Source organism: Streptococcus sp. KHUD_012, from assembly GCF_052588255.1.
Window position 1 is genome coordinate 1,333,491 of record NZ_CP159355.1, and the last position, 16,595, is coordinate 1,350,085.

The 16,595-nt window shown below is 41.8% G+C and carries 16 protein-coding genes and 3 tRNA genes; 7 read left to right on the forward strand and 12 right to left on the reverse strand.

Annotated elements, in window-relative coordinates:
* The first annotated feature begins 62 nt into the window (after positions 1–62).
* The 6 genes from ABVF55_RS06345 (at position 63) to ABVF55_RS06370 (ending at position 4,123) form a co-directional block, all read left to right on the forward strand.
* Complete coding sequence (locus ABVF55_RS06345) at positions 63–620, forward strand: CYTH domain-containing protein (protein ID WP_320909206.1); 558 nt, start codon at positions 63–65, stop codon at positions 618–620.
* 72 nt (positions 621–692) lie between these two features.
* Positions 693–1,649, forward strand: coding sequence for a ribose-phosphate diphosphokinase (locus ABVF55_RS06350; protein ID WP_320909207.1), 957 nt, complete (start codon positions 693–695; stop codon positions 1,647–1,649).
* A gap of 9 nt (positions 1,650–1,658) precedes the next feature.
* The gene (locus ABVF55_RS06355; RefSeq protein WP_445285057.1) at positions 1,659–2,771 is read left to right on the forward strand and encodes a cysteine desulfurase family protein; all 1,113 of its coding nucleotides are present in this window, start codon (positions 1,659–1,661) and stop codon (positions 2,769–2,771) included.
* A gap of 9 nt (positions 2,772–2,780) precedes the next feature.
* Entirely contained in the window at positions 2,781–3,128 is a 348-nt protein-coding gene (locus ABVF55_RS06360; RefSeq protein WP_003015156.1) for a DUF1831 domain-containing protein, read from the forward strand.
* A 1-nt stretch (position 3,129) separates the two neighbouring features.
* Positions 3,130–3,345, forward strand: a complete 216-nt coding sequence (locus ABVF55_RS06365) for a DUF4649 family protein (RefSeq protein WP_023918032.1) — start codon at positions 3,130–3,132, stop codon at positions 3,343–3,345.
* A gap of 130 nt (positions 3,346–3,475) precedes the next feature.
* A complete protein-coding gene (locus ABVF55_RS06370; RefSeq protein WP_049474902.1) occupies positions 3,476–4,123 on the forward strand; it encodes a redox-sensing transcriptional repressor Rex in 648 nt (215 codons plus the stop codon).
* Between the two features lie 202 nt (positions 4,124–4,325).
* On the opposite strand, the gene radC is transcribed toward ABVF55_RS06370, so the two are convergent.
* From radC to gyrA, 4 genes are all read right to left on the reverse strand, one after another.
* Positions 4,326–5,009 (reverse strand): RadC family protein, encoded by a 684-nt coding sequence (gene radC / locus ABVF55_RS06375; RefSeq protein ID WP_445285058.1) that lies wholly within the window; start codon positions 5,007–5,009, stop codon positions 4,326–4,328.
* Positions 5,010–5,063: 54 nt separating this feature from the next.
* Positions 5,064–5,342 carry a hypothetical protein gene (locus ABVF55_RS06380; protein WP_021153142.1) on the reverse strand — a complete coding sequence of 93 codons (279 nt, stop codon included), beginning with the start codon at positions 5,340–5,342 and terminating at the stop codon, positions 5,064–5,066.
* A 179-nt stretch (positions 5,343–5,521) separates the two neighbouring features.
* Positions 5,522–6,265, reverse strand: a complete 744-nt coding sequence (locus ABVF55_RS06385; RefSeq protein ID WP_445285059.1) for a class A sortase — start codon at positions 6,263–6,265, stop codon at positions 5,522–5,524.
* A 13-nt stretch (positions 6,266–6,278) separates the two neighbouring features.
* Positions 6,279–8,735, reverse strand: coding sequence for a DNA gyrase subunit A (gene gyrA / locus ABVF55_RS06390; RefSeq protein ID WP_445285060.1), 2,457 nt, complete (start codon positions 8,733–8,735; stop codon positions 6,279–6,281).
* 198 nt (positions 8,736–8,933) lie between these two features.
* On the opposite strand from gyrA, the gene ABVF55_RS06395 reads away from it, so the two are divergent.
* Positions 8,934–9,920 carry an L-lactate dehydrogenase gene (locus ABVF55_RS06395; protein ID WP_021153137.1) on the forward strand — a complete coding sequence of 329 codons (987 nt, stop codon included), beginning with the start codon at positions 8,934–8,936 and terminating at the stop codon, positions 9,918–9,920.
* 44 nt (positions 9,921–9,964) lie between these two features.
* On the opposite strand, the gene ABVF55_RS06400 is transcribed toward ABVF55_RS06395, so the two are convergent.
* The 8 genes from ABVF55_RS06400 to parC all read right to left on the reverse strand — a co-directional run bounded on the left by ABVF55_RS06400 (position 9,965) and on the right by parC (position 16,479).
* Positions 9,965–10,381, reverse strand: coding sequence for an NUDIX hydrolase (locus ABVF55_RS06400; protein WP_045759394.1), 417 nt, complete (start codon positions 10,379–10,381; stop codon positions 9,965–9,967).
* Between the two features lie 56 nt (positions 10,382–10,437).
* Positions 10,438–10,509 (reverse strand) — tRNA-Arg (locus ABVF55_RS06405).
* 231 nt (positions 10,510–10,740) lie between these two features.
* Positions 10,741–11,940 carry a 30S ribosomal protein S1 gene (gene rpsA, locus ABVF55_RS06410; RefSeq protein ID WP_003011990.1) on the reverse strand — a complete coding sequence of 400 codons (1,200 nt, stop codon included), beginning with the start codon at positions 11,938–11,940 and terminating at the stop codon, positions 10,741–10,743.
* Positions 11,941–12,108: 168 nt separating this feature from the next.
* A tRNA-Gln gene (locus ABVF55_RS06415) sits at positions 12,109–12,180 on the reverse strand.
* A 49-nt stretch (positions 12,181–12,229) separates the two neighbouring features.
* Positions 12,230–12,310 (reverse strand) — tRNA-Tyr (locus ABVF55_RS06420).
* A gap of 52 nt (positions 12,311–12,362) precedes the next feature.
* Positions 12,363–12,593: a DUF2969 domain-containing protein gene (locus tag ABVF55_RS06425; protein ID WP_003003589.1), complete on the reverse strand. Its 231-nt coding sequence runs from the start codon at positions 12,591–12,593 to the stop codon at positions 12,363–12,365.
* A gap of 234 nt (positions 12,594–12,827) precedes the next feature.
* Positions 12,828–13,850: a branched-chain amino acid aminotransferase gene (locus ABVF55_RS06430; RefSeq protein WP_445285061.1), complete on the reverse strand. Its 1,023-nt coding sequence runs from the start codon at positions 13,848–13,850 to the stop codon at positions 12,828–12,830.
* A gap of 175 nt (positions 13,851–14,025) precedes the next feature.
* Positions 14,026–16,479 (reverse strand): DNA topoisomerase IV subunit A, encoded by a 2,454-nt coding sequence (parC, locus tag ABVF55_RS06435; RefSeq protein ID WP_320909212.1) that lies wholly within the window; start codon positions 16,477–16,479, stop codon positions 14,026–14,028.
* Positions 16,480–16,595: the final 116 nt, after the last annotated feature.

The window sequence follows — 16,595 nt, forward strand, 5'->3', positions numbered from 1 at the left end:
ACAATAAACACATCTCTTATTATATCATGAATCGCTTTCGAAAAAAAGCAAAGGACTACAAAATGAACCATTTAGAAATTGAATACAAAACCTTGCTAGACAAGGAGGAATACCAATCCCTCCTTCCACTTTTTGATGATACAGAATTGGTTGTCCAAACCAATCACTATATCGATACCCCCGACCAGCTCATCCGTAAGGAAAAAATGGCCTTGCGGGTGCGTACTTTCACAGATCAAGCTGAGTTGACTCTCAAAGTCCCTGAGGCAGTTGGCCATTTCGAGTACAATCAAAACCTCAGCACAGAAGAAACCGAGACGATCCTTCAACACCAACAGTTTCCTGACGGAGAAATCAAAAATCTCTTGATCTCTAAAGAAATCCCCGTTGAGCAACTCGCTGTCTGGGGAAGCCTTACAACAGAACGCTTCGAAAAAGAAACAGCTGCAGGCTTGGTAGCACTAGACCACAGTCTCTATCTAGACACTGAAGATTATGAGTTGGAAATCGAGGTCGAAACTGCTGAACAGGAAGAAAATTTCCATCAGTTCATCAAAGAGCATGGAATCGTCTACAAAGCTGCAAAAAATAAAATCGCCAGATTGGCGGAAAGGTTGTAAAATAGCTGAAATTATCGCAAATTTTTGCTAAAATAGTGCTAAGATCAAAAATCTAAATGAGGTTGGAATCACATGTCAGATAAAAAAAATATGAAGCTCTTCTCTCTCAATTCAAATCCAGAGATTGCGCAAAAAATCGCGGATCATGCTAGGGTTCCACTTGGGAAAATTTCATCCCGTCAATTCTCAGATGGTGAAATCCAAGTCAATATTGAGGAAAGTGTTCGTGGATATGATATTTATATCATTCAATCAACCAGTTTCCCTGTCAACAATCACTTGATGGAACTCTTAATTATGGTGGATGCTTGCCAACGGGCCAGCGCAAATACTGTCAATGTGGTCATGCCTTACTTCGGCTATGCCCGCCAAGACCGGACTGCTGCTCCTCGCGAACCAATTACTGCTAAGCTTGTCGCAAATATGTTGGTCAAAGCTGGGGTGGATCGTGTCGTCACACTGGATCTCCATGCAGTGCAAGTCCAAGGTTTCTTCGATATTGCCGTGGATAACCTCTTTACCATTCCACTTTTTGCAGAACACTACATCAACAAAGGTCTAACTGGTCCTGATGTCGTAGTCGTCAGCCCTAAAAACTCTGGTGTCAAACGAGCTCGCAGTTTAGCAGAATATCTTGATGCACCGATTGCGATCATTGATTACGAGCAAGATGATGCGAACCGTGATTATGGCTATATTATCGGGGATGTCAAAGATAAGAAAGCGATCTTGATTGACGATATCCTCAATACTGGTAAGACATTCTCAGAAGCTGCGAAAATCGTCGAACGCGAAGGTGCTACTGAAATTTATGCTGTATCAAGCCATGGTTTATTTGTAAAAGGTGCTGTTGAATTATTAGACCAAGCTCCGATCAAAGAAATCTTAGTAACTGATTCTGTCGCTCCAAACGGACCAACTCCAAAAAATATTAACTATCTGACAGCTAGCGAACTGATCGCTGAAGCTATTGTTCGCATTCAAGAAAGAAAACCTGTTAGTCCTCTATTTGCCTACCACAAGAAATAAGGTCTTAATGTGATATATTTTGATAATGCCGCAACAACTCCCCTTCTACCTGAAGTCATTGATAAAATGTCTGAAACTATGAAGACCACATTTGGAAATCCATCGAGCCTTCATGCTCATGGACGGATGGCTAGTAAACTTCTCCGAGAATCTCGCGAGCAAATTGCTCAGTCTCTCCATACTCTTCCAAATCGTATTTTCTTCACTTCAGGTGGATCAGAAAGTAATAATACCGTTATAAAAGGCTACTGCTTGAAACACCAAGCAGATGGCAAACACATCATTACGACCGCTTTGGAACACCATGCGGTTCTTGAACCCATCGAATATCTTGTAGAACGTTTCGGATTTGAAGTTACGATCGTCCAACCAAGAGATGGACGCATTAAGGCTAGTGATATCAAGGCGGCTCTTAGACCGGATACCATTCTTGTCTCTACCATGTTTGCCAATAACGAGACAGGCGATCTTCTTCCGATTAAAGAAATCGGAGAACTCTTAAAAGATCATCCAGCTGCCTTTCACGTTGATGCTGTCCAAGCAATCGGAAAGGTCCCTGTCTATCCTGAAGAGTTGGGAATTGATTTTCTCAGTGCTTCTGCCCACAAATTCCATGGACCAAAGGGCGTCGGTTTCCTTTATGCAACCTCCCCAGATTTTGATAATCTTTTACATGGTGGGGATCAGGAAAGTAAGATGAGAGCCAGTACGGAAAATCTCATTTCTATTGTCGGGATGGCAACCGCGCTTCAGCAAGCTACACTTCATCAAGAAGAAAATTTCAACCAGGTTCAAAAACTTGGCCAAGAACTAGTTAATGGTTTAACAGACTACGACTACTACGTAAATGCGAATGACGATCATCTCCCATTTGTTTGGAATCTTGGCTTCCCAGGCGTCCAAAATGATGTATTATTGATGCGACTCGATCTTGCTGGAATTTCTGTCTCTACAGGTTCTGCTTGTACCGCTGGTACAGTTCAACCTAGCCATGTCCTAAAGGCACTCTATGGGAAAGATAGCTCACGCCTAAAAGAATCCCTTAGAATTAGTTTTTCAGAACTCAATACCGTAGAGGAAGTTCAAGACTTCCTCGCAACACTAAAAGAAATTTTATCATAGGAGAACAATATGGCTTTTGAAACAAGTGTTTCATTGAAAGACTGCAAATATACCTATAGTCTACACCCAAATGTAAAAAAATATACCTTACGTGACAATACATTTGCTGTTACAAAAGTTGGAAATTACGAATTAAATCGTTTGCTTGAAGCTGTTCCAAATAGCGGTGAAGGCTTCTTGCTTAAAATTATCTTCAACAAAGACCTCACAGGTTTTAAAATCAATATTACAGACAAATCTGGGCTTCGTCTGGTTAATATCTTTAAAAATCCAGAAAATGACATTATCCAACAAAAATTTTATTTCCTAATGGATAGTCTTGTCGAAAGAGAAATTTTTAACAAAACAGAGGTCTAATATGGTAACCCTAACTTATATCGATGCTTATCAAGTAGAACGAACTACTACTTATACTGACCTTGCGGCTTGTATCCTTGCTTTTTCAGGCTGTGTAACCTTGCCTGACTCTTACTCAATTGTTTCCATTGAATATAAGGGACAAAAGCTTCCCTATACAGGTCGAGTCGATGGGCTCTATGCTTATCTGAAAAAGGTAGAACAAGCTGAAAACTAAGCTGATGCTGATGGAACTCTTCCATCGCCATCAGCTTTTTCTTTAGACAAAAATATTTTTGAAAAAGCGTTCTAGATAGTTGATTTTTTCACAATCTTCCTATACAATAAGAGGGAAAGGTTGTGATATTGTGAAACATGATAAAAATACTCCAATTCCACGCGCAACAGCAAAACGCTTATCGCTCTACTACCGCATTTTTAAACGCTTTAACTCTGAAAAAATAGAGCGCGCCAATTCCAAGCAAATTGCTGATGCAATTGGGATTGACTCTGCTACTGTTCGACGAGATTTCTCATATTTTGGTGAATTAGGAAGACGTGGATTTGGTTATGACGTAAAAAAACTGATGAACTTCTTTGCCGATCTCTTAAATGACAATGCCATTACCAATGTCGCTATTGTGGGGATCGGAAATATGGGAAGTGCGCTCCTCAACTATCGCTTCCATGAACGCAATAAGATGAAAATTGTCATGGCTTTTGATGTAGATGATCATGAACTGATTAATACCAAAAGTAAGGATGGGATCCCCATTTATGGGATTTCTACGATCAAAGAGAATCTCAAAAAAGAAGGCATTCAAACAGCAATTTTAACTGTCCCAAGTATTAAAGCGCAGGAAGTTGCTAGTCTTTTAGTAGATGCCGGTGTCAAAGGAATTCTAAGCTTTTCTCCGGTCCATCTGACAGTTCCTAAAGACGTTGTTGTCCAATATGTCGATCTCACTAGTGAATTGCAAACACTCCTTTATTTCATGCGTAAAAATGAAGAATAAAGACTTATACATTAACAAGAAAAGAGGCTGGGACAAAAGTCCTAGCCTCTCAATTATTTTTGGATTGTCGAGCAAGACACAGTGATTGAGTGGGCTCTACTACGCTGATTTTAACAGCTTTTACAGCCCTAGTCAACTGTGCGGAGGTGGGACGACGAAATCGAATTCTAACGAATTACCGATTTCTGTCCCACTCTCTTTTTTATACCAAATAATCGGTTTCTTCACGGTAACTATAATAGTTTTCCTCAGATACAATCAAGTGATCTAGTAGTGTTAAGCCCATCACTTCACAGGCCTCTATGACTCGATGCGTTACTTCATCATCATTTTTACTTGGAAATACGGCACCAGATGGATGATTGTGCGCCAAGATGATAGAGGTTGCCATGTGCTTCAGTGCATAATGCAGGATTTCACGTGGCTCCGCAATACTTCGATTCACGGTTCCAATAAAAATGGTCTGCTGATGAATAATTTCATTCTGTGTATTCAAATAGAGGGCAACCAGGTGCTCCTGCTTTTTATGGCCAATTTCCTGTTGAATTTTATGGGCCAATTTCTGACTACTCATGATTTGTTCGGAACTCATTAGTTCATCTTTATGAATCCTTCGTCCAAACTCAATAACAGCCTGAAGTTCGATGGCCTTCACTCGCCCAATGCCAGAGATTTCCTGTAGCTCCTCTAGGGTTAATTGCCCTAACTCCTTTAAACTATTTACCGAGCTCAAAAGACCTTGTGCAATCTCATAAACGCTTTTTTGCTTGTTACCTGTCCGTAAGAGAATGGATAACAATTCCTGATGACTTAGCTTATCCACCCCTTCAGAAACTAAGCGCTCCCTAGGAAGCAAAGATGGTTCAATAAATGATATGTCGTACATAATTTCCTCCTCACTTATTAATTCGTAATAAATTGAGAAAATAACGACCTTTCATTATTTACTGGCGATTTCTTGCTTCAAATCATCTAACACTAAGACTTCATCTTTATTAAAGCGGATCTGATAACCTGTTTGAACTTGTTCAAGCTCCTTTAAAAACTGTTGAATTTCACAGCGGATCAAGTACTCCTGACTCTGAGGAATGGCTTCTAAGGTTTGGTAGACTTGCTCTACTTCGTAGATTCCTTTCGTAATTAATCCATTTCGTGGAAAATCATTTATTAAGAGATTATAGAAATGATGCAAGAGATGATAAATTCGCTCTTTTGTCACTATTCTACCTCCTTATCATACTCTTTCTCCTCTTATTATATACCTATTTTCCCTCAATATTATGATAAATTCCTTACATTATATTACCAATCGCTTACAATTTTACAAGAATCCTTTAGTTATTTCATGCCATACTATAAAGAAAAAAGCCCCGGCATCTCTGCCTCGGGCTTTATTTCTTAAAGTTGCATTTGATTATAAGACTTGCTGAATGAATCCAGGATGTCCTTTGGAGCCTTGTCATAGTCAACAGAGGTTTCCAAGTTTCCTTTTACAATCGTACGGTAAGTCGCTGCAGCATCCTCACAGGTCACCAAGGTGATTTCATTAATACCTTCACGATCTTGAATGACATCTACACGGTCTGGAGTCACTGTCTCAACAGACGAGATGACATAAGTATAGATTTTTTCTTTGTCCGTGATGTAGATCTTCATACCAGCCTTGGCTTTCTCTAATGGTGAGAACAGCATGGCATTTGCTCCAGTAAGGCCAAATACGTGGTGACTAGCAAGAGAATAATTGCCTTGTCCCATGACTTGGTTTTCCTTCATAGTCCCTGCTCCATAGTAAAGGGCTACGTTTTCGAGTCCTTTAAAAATTGGAAGGTTCATGTTCAATTCAGGAATCGAAATCCCCCCAATTACAGGAAGTTTTTGAGCCTGCCATTGGGCATTGATCACGGCTTCCGTCGAGAGTGACTGGACATGTTTGAAATCAAAGCTCGTCTTCACTTCTTTGTTTTTATCAATAGTCTTTTTATCGACCTTGCTAACCTGGTATTGATTGGTATGCCAAACCATGATCATATTGCGGATCGGAGCATTGAAAATTAAGAGAAGCGAGAGAATAATCAAAAGTGTTGCAACGATGTTGATAAGAGTATTACGTAAACTCTTTTTCTTTTTTCTTTTGCGTGACATGCTGTCCCCTTATCTATTCGTTTTCTTCCACTACTTCTTCATCTTTTTCATCAGGTTGTACAGTTGTAAAGGTCACAATTTTCGCATCCTGATCCAGTCTCATGACTTTCACACCCTGAGTCGAACGACCCGTTTGAGAAATGTTAGCCACACCTGTCCGGATCATAACTCCGGTATCGGTAATGATCATCAGATCTTCATCCCCTTTAACGGTTAAAAGACCAGCTAACGGACCATTTTTCTCTGTAATATTGGCTGTTTTGATTCCTTTACCACCACGGCCCTTGGTTGGGTATTCGCCAGCCATTGTCCGCTTACCATACCCTTTTTCAGTAATGACCAATACTTCGTCCTGATCGGTGATAACACTTGCTCCAACAACCTTGTCTCCATCACGGAGATTCACACCACGTACACCAGTGGCAGAACGTCCCATATTGCGGACTACAGCCTCATTAAAGCGGACAGAATAACCATACTTGGTACCGATAATAACGTCAGCATTGCCATCTGTAAGGAAGACATTGATTAATTCATCCTCATCACGCAGATTCAGAGCTTTGAGACCGTTCTGACGAATATTTGAAAATTCAGCTACATTGGTCCGTTTGACTAAACCTTGTCGCGTCGTAAAGAAGAGATAAGCTTCGTCACTGCGGTCTTGCTCCACATTGATAATGGTTTGAATAGATTCACCTTCGTCCAATTTTAAGAGGTTGACGATTGGTAATCCTTTAGCTGTCCGGCCATATTCTGGAATCTCATAACCTTTCAGACGATAGACACGCCCTTTATTGGTAAAGAAGAGCAAATGATCATGGGTGCTCGTAGAGACCAGTTCACGGACAAAGTCATCATCTTTGACACCAGTTCCCTGAACACCACGTCCACCACGTTTTTGAGCCGTAAATTCCGCTTGGTCCAAACGTTTGATGTAACCTTTATTAGAAAGGGTGATTAAGACATCTGTTTCTTCGATCAAATCCTCATCTTCAAGAGAAAGGACTTCTCCGATCATCAACTCAGTTTGGCGAGCATCGCCAAACTTGCGTTTGACTTCTTCCAATTCTTCCTTGATGATGGTCGCCACACGTTCTGGCTTCGCCAAAATGTCAGCCAAATCAGCAATCAAGGCAACCAAATCATCGTATTCACTTTGGATCTTGTCTCGTTCCAAACCGGTCAAACGACGAAGACGCATGTCCAAAATAGCTTGGCTTTGACGTTCAGAGAGCTTGAACTTAGCCATCAATTCAGCTTGTGCTTCAGCGTCTGTCTGGCTATTGCGGATAATCCGGATCACTTCATCGATGTGATCCAAGGCAATCAGCAAACCTTCTAAGATATGGGCACGTGCTTCCGCTTTTTCTTTATCAAAGATGGTCCGTCGAGTCACCACTTCTTTCTGGTGCTCAATATAAGCCCCTAAAATTTGGCGAAGAGAAAGAATCTTTGGAACACCATTTTGGATCGCCAACATATTGAATCCAAAATTGGTTTGCATTTGCGTCATCTTAAAGAGGTTGTTCAAAATAACGTTAGCCGAAGCATCTCGGCGGACCTCAATCACAAAACGAATCCCTTCACGGTTTGATTCATCACGTACAGCTGTAATCCCTTCGATCCGTTTTTCTTGCACCAAGCGAACGATGTGCTCGTGAACCTTGGTTTTATTAACCATATAAGGGAACTCAGTGACAACAATCCGTTCACGGCCACTCTTAGTTACTTCAATTTCTGTACGAGAACGAAGAACAATTGAGCCTTTTCCTGTTTCATAGGCTTTGTGGATACCTGATTTCCCCATGACCAAAGCACCTGTCGGGAAATCTGGACCAGGAAGAACTTCCATAAGTTCACGGGTCGTTACCTCAGGATTATCCATCATCAGCTTCACTGCATCAATGGTTTCTCCCAAATTGTGAGGAGGAATATTGGTTGCCATCCCAACGGCAATCCCAGTAGCACCATTGACGAGAAGGTTAGGGAAACGTGCAGGTAAGACCAAAGGTTCGCGTTCGCTGGCATCATAGTTATCAGCGAAATCAACTGTATTTTTGTTGATATCCCGCAACATTTCAAGAGCAATCTTACTCATACGGGCTTCTGTATACCGTTGTGCAGCGGCGCCATCACCGTCCATAGAACCAAAGTTTCCATGACCATCCACTAACAGGTAGCGATAACTCCACCATTGCGCCATCCGAACCATGGCTTCATAAATAGAGGAATCCCCGTGTGGGTGGTATTTACCCATAACATCCCCTGTGATACGGGCTGACTTCTTATGTGGTTTATCTGGCGTAACACCCAATTCATTCATTCCATACAAAATACGACGGTGAACAGGTTTCAAACCATCACGAACATCAGGAAGGGCACGAGCTACGATAACACTCATCGCATAATCGATAAAACTCGTCTTCATTTCTGATGTTAAATTCACATCAATTAGATTATTATCCTGCATTCAAAAAATGCCTCTCTTTACTTAATTCACCATACTATTATAACACATTTTAGCCTATTTTTCTTCTTAGGAACACAAACGTAAAAACGTTTACATCAAGGATTCATACTGTTTCAGATGACAAAGACTTTCAAAAGTGGTAGAATGAAGTCGTATGAGAATCTATCTCAAAAAAAAATGAAGGAGACGTTTAGACTCATGGATTTGACTAAACAACACAAAAAAGTTATCCTTGTCGGTGACGGTGCCGTAGGTTCATCTTATGCATTTGCACTTGTCAACCAAGGAATTGCACAAGAGCTTGGAATTATCGAAATTCCTCAATTGCACGAAAAAGCTGTCGGAGATGCGCTTGACCTTAGCCACGCCCTTGCCTTCACTTCACCTAAGAAGATCTATGCGGCTGAGTACGCTGACTGTGCGGATGCTGACCTTGTTGTAATTACTGCAGGTGCTCCTCAAAAACCAGGTGAAACTCGCCTTGATCTTGTTGGTAAAAACCTTGCCATTAACAAATCAATCGTAACACAAGTTATTGAATCAGGATTTAACGGTATCTTCCTTGTAGCTGCTAACCCAGTTGACGTTTTGACATACTCTACATGGAAATTCTCAGGATTCCCTAAAGAACGCGTTATCGGTTCTGGTACTTCTCTTGACTCAGCTCGTTTCCGTCAAGCACTTGCTGAAAAATTGGACGTTGATGCTCGTTCAGTGCACGCCTACATCATGGGTGAACATGGAGACTCAGAATTCGCTGTATGGTCACACGCTAACATCGCTGGTGTAAACCTTGAAGAATTCCTTAAAGACACTCAAAACGTTCAAGAAACTGAATTGATCGAATTGTTCGAAGGTGTTCGTGATGCTGCTTACACCATCATCAACAAAAAAGGTGCTACATACTACGGTATCGCTGTTGCCCTTGCTCGTATCACTAAAGCAATCCTTGATGATGAAAATGCAGTACTTCCACTTTCTGTATTCCAAGAAGGTCAATATGGTGTTAGCAACGTCTTTATCGGTCAACCTGCCATCGTAGGTGCACACGGTATTGTACGTCCAGTGAACATCCCATTGAACGATGCAGAACAACAAAAAATGAAAGCTTCTGCTGATGAATTGCAAGCAATCATTGATGAAGCATGGAAAAACCCTGAATTCCAAGAAGCTTCTAAAAACTAAGAAAAAAACATCTCCTTATTAAAAGGGGATGTTTTTTAGCTGCTTTATTTGGATTTGTCAGCAAGGATTTCAAGCAAATAAGGCACAACGAGATTGCTCTCTATGTCTTTCAAAGAAGAAATCCATTTAAAGTCTGTATGCTCTTCTGGATCTAATATAAAATCACGCTCTTCCAAAATCTCGCCAGCATAAACTAGGCGTGTAAAGACAGTATCTTTGCTGGCATCAAATTGACTATCTTCGTGGATAATCTTATTAATCCGAAGCTTTTGATTAACCTCCTCAATAGCCTCACGTAGAGCAGCCTCTCTGGGCAATTCATTCTCTTCTACACTTCCACCTGGAATATCCCAATAAGATGGATAGACATTAGGGAGACCTCGCTTTATTTTCGAGCGTTTGATAAGCAGATACTTCCCGTCTTTCTCAATCAAGGTATGGGCGATTAATTTTACTGTCATTGCATGTTCCTCCAAGAAAGAGCAAAAAAGACTCCGAGGAGCCTCGTTATGAATCATCCACCCTGAGGGAATCGAACCCCCATCTCAAGAACCGGAATCTTACGTGATATCCATTACACTAAGGGTGGCAACTGTTATAGTATATCAAATTCTCGAGAATTTTACAAGTAAAAAAGAGAGTGGGACAGAAATCGGTAATTCGTTAGAATTTGATTTCGTCGTCCCACCTCCGCACAGTTGAGTAGGGCTGTAAAAGCTGATGAAATCAGCGTAGTAGACCCCACTCAACCACTGCGTCTTGCTCGACAATCCAAAAATAATTGAGAGGCTAGGACTTTTGTCCCAGCCTCTTTTGAATATTACAATTCGATATCGCCAAACAAGTCAGCCATTGAGAATCCAGTTTGAGTTTCTGGAAGATCAAAGTCGCGTTTTTCTTGTTTTGGACGACGTGGGCGAGATTGACGTTTTTCTTGTTTTTCGCCTTCTTCTTGAGCTGGACGTTCTTCAAGAGCTTTGATAGAAAGTGATACACGTTCATCTGCTGCATTTACTTCAAGAACTTTAACAGTTACTTCTTGTCCAACTTTAAGAACATCTTTTGGATTTTCAACACGTTTGTGTGAAATTTGTGAGATGTGTACAAGTCCGTCGATACCTGGCAATACTTCAACGAATGCACCGAAGTCAGTCAAACGTTTAACAGTTCCTTCGATAACATCACCAGCAGCCAATTTTTGTTCAACGCCATCCCAAGGTCCAGGGGTTGTAGCTTTCAATGAAAGTGATACACGACCTTCTTCTTCGTTCAAGTCAAGAACTTTCACTTGGATTTCTTCACCAACAGTTACAACTGATTTAGGTGATACGTTGCGTTCGTGTGACAATTCTGTCAAGTGAACCAATCCATCAACACCACCAAGGTCGATGAAAGCACCGAAGCTTGTGATACGTGCAACTTTACCAGTTACGACATCACCAACGTTCAATTTACCAAATACTTCTGCGCGTGCTGCAGCTGATTCAGCTTCAACAACTTCACGACGTGAAAGGATAAAGCGGTTTTCTTTTGGATCTACTTCTTTGATTTTAGCATCAAATTCTTGACCTACGAAACGTTCAGTGTTACGTACAAAACGAGTATCAAGCATTGAAGCTGGAATAAATCCACGAAGTCCTTCAAATTCTACTGAAAGTCCGCCTTTAACAGCGCGAGTTCCTTTAACAGTAACAACTTCTTCTTCACGTCCAACCAATTTGTCCCATGCTTTGCGAGCTTCCAAACGTTTTTTAGATACAAGGTAAGTTACTGTATCAGTATCTTTACCAACTACTTGACGAAGAACAAGCAATTCAAGTGTTTCACCTGGTTTTACCAAGTCGTTGATGTCAGCATCACGATCGTTTGTCAATTCGCGAAGAGTCAAGACACCTTCGACACCAGTTCCAGAGATTGCAACGTTAGCTTGGTTCGCGTCAACTGTCAATACTTCAGCAGTAACAACGTCACCTGGTTCAACTTGGCTAACACTGTTTAGCAAATCTTCAAATTCATTCATCTAAAAAATCCTCCAACAATCAAGTTTTCTAAAACTTGACATACTTATAATTATTTTTCCTAAGCAAGCACTCGCAATGAGATCAACTACAATCTTTAACGACTCATCCTATAAAGAAATAAAATACCTGGATAGATATTTTATCACTTATCTGATATTACCTAAGAACTGGGGTAGCTGGATTCGAACCAACGCATGAGGGAGTCAAAGTCCCTTGCCTTACCGCTTGGCTATACCCCAAAAAGAGCGCTGACGTTAGTCACTTTATCATCGTCACAATGAACGCTAATGGAGAGAGAGGGATTCGAACCCCCGAACCCGAAGGAGCGGATTTACAGTCCGCCGCGTTTAGCCTCTTCGCTATCTCTCCATATAAATCAACAGGATCTATTATACCATTGATTTACTATGATTGCAAGCCCTTATTTATTCAAATTATAATTTTCTATTAGAATTTCAACGGCTTTCTCAAGTTTTTTGTAAAGAGAATCCACATTTCCATTTTTGATGATGGCAAATTGCCCAGCCATGTCTGCAATTTCACCAATCGTTTTCTTTCCAATGGACAAAGTGAATCCATCAAAAGTGTCTTTTCCGACGGTTACTTTACTATCAACGATTTGAATCTCAATTTTCTTATCTTTTTTACTCATTTCAACCCTCTTTTCACTTTTTCTATTTTACAAAAATTCTCTTGATGACGCAAGAGAAAAGGGAGTGGGCAGAAAGAATTTAGTTAGAAATTCCTTCTTTCTCCCACCCCCGAAAAGGGCATTCGGCACTCTTTTGAGCCTAAAAGCGAATGAAGAGAAACTTTAGCTACTACGTCCTTCGTTAAGACTTATTCTCATTGAAGCCTGGACACTTTGGTCTCAGATGCTTTCGGTTTAATCGACTTTGACAATCCATCCTTCTGGTGCTTCGACATCACCAAATTGGATACCGGTCAACTCGTCATAGAGCTTCCGTGTGACAGGACCTACTTCTGTTTCAGAATAGAAGACATGGAAGTCATCACCGTGTTGAACGCCTCCGATCGGAGAGATGACAGCTGCGGTACCACAAGCTCCTGCTTCTACAAAGCGATCCAAGTCATTGATAAAGACATCCCCTTCAATTGGTGTCATACCAAGACGGTGTTCTGCCAAGTAAAGCAAAGAGTACTTGGTGATCGATGGCAAAATAGAAGGACTCAATGGCGTCACAAATTCGTTATTAGCAGTGATACCAAAGAAGTTTGCAGAACCAACTTCTTCAATCTTGGTGTGCGTCGCTGGATCAAGGTAAATCACGTCAGAGAAGTTACGATCATGCGCAATCTTACCTGGCAACATACTAGCTGCGTAGTTCCCTCCAACTTTTGCAGCCCCAGTACCATGTGGAGCAGCACGGTCATACTCATCTTGAATCAAGAAGTTCGTTGGAACCAAACCACCTTTAAAGTAGTTACCGACAGGCATGGCAAAGATGGTAAAGATATACTCATCTGCTGGATGCACACCAATAATATCACCAACCCCAATCAAAAGTGGACGAAGGTAAAGGGTAGCTCCTGTACCATATGGTGGAACATACTCTTCATTGGCTTTAACAACTGCCTTACAAGCATCCACAAACATATCTGTTGGAACTTGAGGCATGAGCAACCGATCTGCCGTGCGTTGCAAACGTTTAGCGTTTTGATCTGGACGGAACAATTGGACGCTTCCATCTTTTGTACGGTAGGCTTTCAACCCTTCAAAGGCTTGCTGACCGTAATGCAAACTTGGAGAAGATTCGGACAAATGCAAGGTCGCATCTTCTGTCAATTCCCCTTTTTCCCAAGCTCCATTGCGATAATGTGCCAAATAGCGATAAGGTAATTTCATATATGAAAAGCCAAGGTTTTCCCAATCAAGTGATACTGTCATGATAGTGCTCCTTTTAATTCTTTCTATTCCTTGTCGATCTGATGTAGGTCGATTCAGTTTCTCAATCTATGTACACTATTGTACACCATTTCATGAGAATTTCAAGCGAAATTTTCAATTTTCAGAAAATTTATTTTCAAAGAAAGTCAGTCCTAGAATGGACCGACGCTTTCTCTTATTTGATAGTAGCTGAAAAAACTTCTTGATCCGAAATGGTATCGTTGACAAAGGATCCATTGCTTGTTCTTTCAGAAATACTTAATTGTGTCAAATCAACTTCTGTCACCTGACCTGTTGTAGAAGTGATCTGAAGAATTTGATCTTGTTCTACCACTTCTTCTTGACTCGTAAAGAGATCAAAATCTCCCTGGTCAGTGAAGACTGGACCTGCCTTGAAGACACGGTGTGGTTTATTTTTCAACTCACGCAAGACCTGTAGTCCCCGTTTAGCCCGACTGGTCACAGGAATATCGTCTTGTAACATCCGTTTGAGACTGCCTCGTTGAGTCAGAATGTACATGCTTGGAGTTGTCGACTTAAAGGCGGCGGCAACTTGATCTCCGTCTTTCAGGTTAATGGCTTTGACCCCTGCTGCTTTGGCTCCTACGACAGGGACCTCCTCAATATTGAAGCGCAACCCATACCCATTTTTAGTAATAATCATGATGTCTTCAAGGACAACTGGCGCAACTGCTACGATACGGTCGTCTTGATCTTTTAGCTTAGCATACTTAGTCGATTTAGAACGATAAGTCCGCCATGGGCTCAATTCCTTGCGTTCAAAGCGCTTGATTTGTCCTTGTTGAGTTGCTGCAAAGTAGGTTACTCCCTCAAACTGATCCACAATCTCCGCAAAGAGAATTTCTTCCTCTTGCTCGAAATTGGTCAAGGTCTGACTGAGGTGCTCTCCGATATCCTTCCACTTGGTATCTGTCAATTCGTGAATTGGTCGATAAATGGCATTCCCCAAGTTGGTAAAGAGTAAGAGATGCTGAGTGGTCTTAGCAGGCTCTACGAAAATCAACTCGTCATCGTCCCGCTTACCGACTTCTTCCAGTGTTGAGGCATTGAAAGAACGAGGCGAGGTCCGTTTAATATAACCAGCACGGGTTACGCTGACAAAGGTTTCCTCTTCGACAATAAGACTGGCTGTATCAATCTCAATCGTCTTAGCAGTGTCTTGCAACTCACTGCGACGAGGGTTGCCAAAGAGCTTCTTGACTTCACGCAACTCCTTCTTCATAAGGTTAAACATAGTCCGTTCATCCCCAATGATGGCTGCCAAGGTCGCGATTTGCTCCTTGAGACTAGCATGCTCTTCTTCCAAGGTGACAATATCCGTATTGGTCAAGCGGTACAATTGCAAGGTAACAATAGCTTCTGCTTGTTCTTCCGTGAAATCGTAGCTAACCTTGAGGTTTTCTTTGGCATCTGCCTTGTTATCAGAAGCACGAATCAAAGCAATCACTTCATCGAGGATGGAAATCACGCGGATCAAGCCCTCTACGATGTGGAGCCGCCGTTCGGCCTTTTCCTTATCAAAGCGCGAGCGAGCGACAATGATATCCCGACGGTGTGCAATGTAGCTAGAGAGAATCGGTACGACCCCCACTTGACGAGGGGTATAGTTGTCAATCGCCACCATATTGAAGTTGTAGTTGACCTGCAAGTCCGTATACTTGAACAAGTAGTTCAAGATTAGATCGGCATTGGCATCTTTTTTGAGCTCAATCGCAATGCGAAGACCATCTCGGTCAGATTCATCGCGAACTTCCGCAATGCCAGCTACCTTGTTGTTGACTCGGACATCATCGATCTTCTTGACCAAAACAGCCTTGTTGATCTCATAAGGGATCTCGGTGACAACGATTTGCTGCTTACCACCTTTGAGCTGCTCGATCTCTGTCTTAGAGCGGACAACCACCCGACCCTTACCAGTTTCATAGGCTTTCTTAATCTCATCCCGGCCTTGGATAATGGCACCCGTTGGGAAATCAGGTCCAGGTAAAAACTCCATGAGCTTGTCTACCTTGGCAGATGGATGGTCGATCATGTAGACCACGGCATCGATGACTTCAGCAAGGTTGTGTGGCGGAATATCTGTCGCATAACCAGCTGAAATCCCTGTTGCCCCATTGACTAAGAGATTTGGAAAAGCGGCAGGCAAAACAGTTGGCTCTTTTTCTGTATCGTCAAAGTTCCAGGCAAATGGCACTGTGTTCTTTTCGATATCTTGCAAAAGATAACCCGCAATTTCAGACAAACGTGCTTCGGTATAACGCATGGCCGCTGGTGGATCACCGTCCATGGAACCATTGTTTCCGTGCATTTCCACAAGGATCTCACGGTTCTTCCAGTCCTGAGACATGCGGACCATGGCATCATAGATGGAACTGTCCCCGTGAGGGTGGAAATTCCCCATGATATTACCGACAGACTTGGCAGACTTGCGATAGCCTTTGTCATGGGTATTGCCATCCTTATTCATAGAATAAAGGATCCGCCGTTGTACAGGTTTCAAGCCATCCCGAATATCAGGAAGAGCCCGCTCTTGAATAATGTATTTGGAGTAGCGACCAAAGCGCTCCCCCATGATGTCCTCCAAGGACATATTTTGAATATTACTCATATAAGATACAAAGGGACGATTCGGCAAGCCGAAAATTTCTGTAGTACCCTAGGGCATCCACATCCGTAATTTTTCGAATTGGTAACGGCTGTAGAAAAACGAGGAAATCGATGCAG

What these genes read in the sequence shown, in the direction of transcription:
- ABVF55_RS06385 (WP_445285059.1), bottom strand. Translation starts at nt 6,265, where the DNA reads ATGTCACGCAAAAGAAAAAAGAAAAAGAGTTTACGTAATACTCTTATC.
- ABVF55_RS06345 (WP_320909206.1), top strand. Translation starts at nt 63, where the DNA reads ATGAACCATTTAGAAATTGAATACAAAACCTTGCTAGACAAGGAGGAA.
- rpsA (WP_003011990.1), bottom strand. Translation starts at nt 11,940, where the DNA reads ATGAATGAATTTGAAGATTTGCTAAACAGTGTTAGCCAAGTTGAACCA.
- ABVF55_RS06395 (WP_021153137.1), top strand. Translation starts at nt 8,934, where the DNA reads ATGGATTTGACTAAACAACACAAAAAAGTTATCCTTGTCGGTGACGGT.
- ABVF55_RS06350 (WP_320909207.1), top strand. Translation starts at nt 693, where the DNA reads ATGTCAGATAAAAAAAATATGAAGCTCTTCTCTCTCAATTCAAATCCA.
- ABVF55_RS06365 (WP_023918032.1), top strand. Translation starts at nt 3,130, where the DNA reads ATGGTAACCCTAACTTATATCGATGCTTATCAAGTAGAACGAACTACT.
- parC (WP_320909212.1), bottom strand. Translation starts at nt 16,479, where the DNA reads ATGAGTAATATTCAAAATATGTCCTTGGAGGACATCATGGGGGAGCGC.
- ABVF55_RS06400 (WP_045759394.1), bottom strand. Translation starts at nt 10,381, where the DNA reads ATGACAGTAAAATTAATCGCCCATACCTTGATTGAGAAAGACGGGAAG.
- radC (WP_445285058.1), bottom strand. Translation starts at nt 5,009, where the DNA reads ATGTACGACATATCATTTATTGAACCATCTTTGCTTCCTAGGGAGCGC.
- ABVF55_RS06360 (WP_003015156.1), top strand. Translation starts at nt 2,781, where the DNA reads ATGGCTTTTGAAACAAGTGTTTCATTGAAAGACTGCAAATATACCTAT.
- ABVF55_RS06425 (WP_003003589.1), bottom strand. Translation starts at nt 12,593, where the DNA reads ATGAGTAAAAAAGATAAGAAAATTGAGATTCAAATCGTTGATAGTAAA.
- ABVF55_RS06430 (WP_445285061.1), bottom strand. Translation starts at nt 13,850, where the DNA reads ATGACAGTATCACTTGATTGGGAAAACCTTGGCTTTTCATATATGAAA.
- gyrA (WP_445285060.1), bottom strand. Translation starts at nt 8,735, where the DNA reads ATGCAGGATAATAATCTAATTGATGTGAATTTAACATCAGAAATGAAG.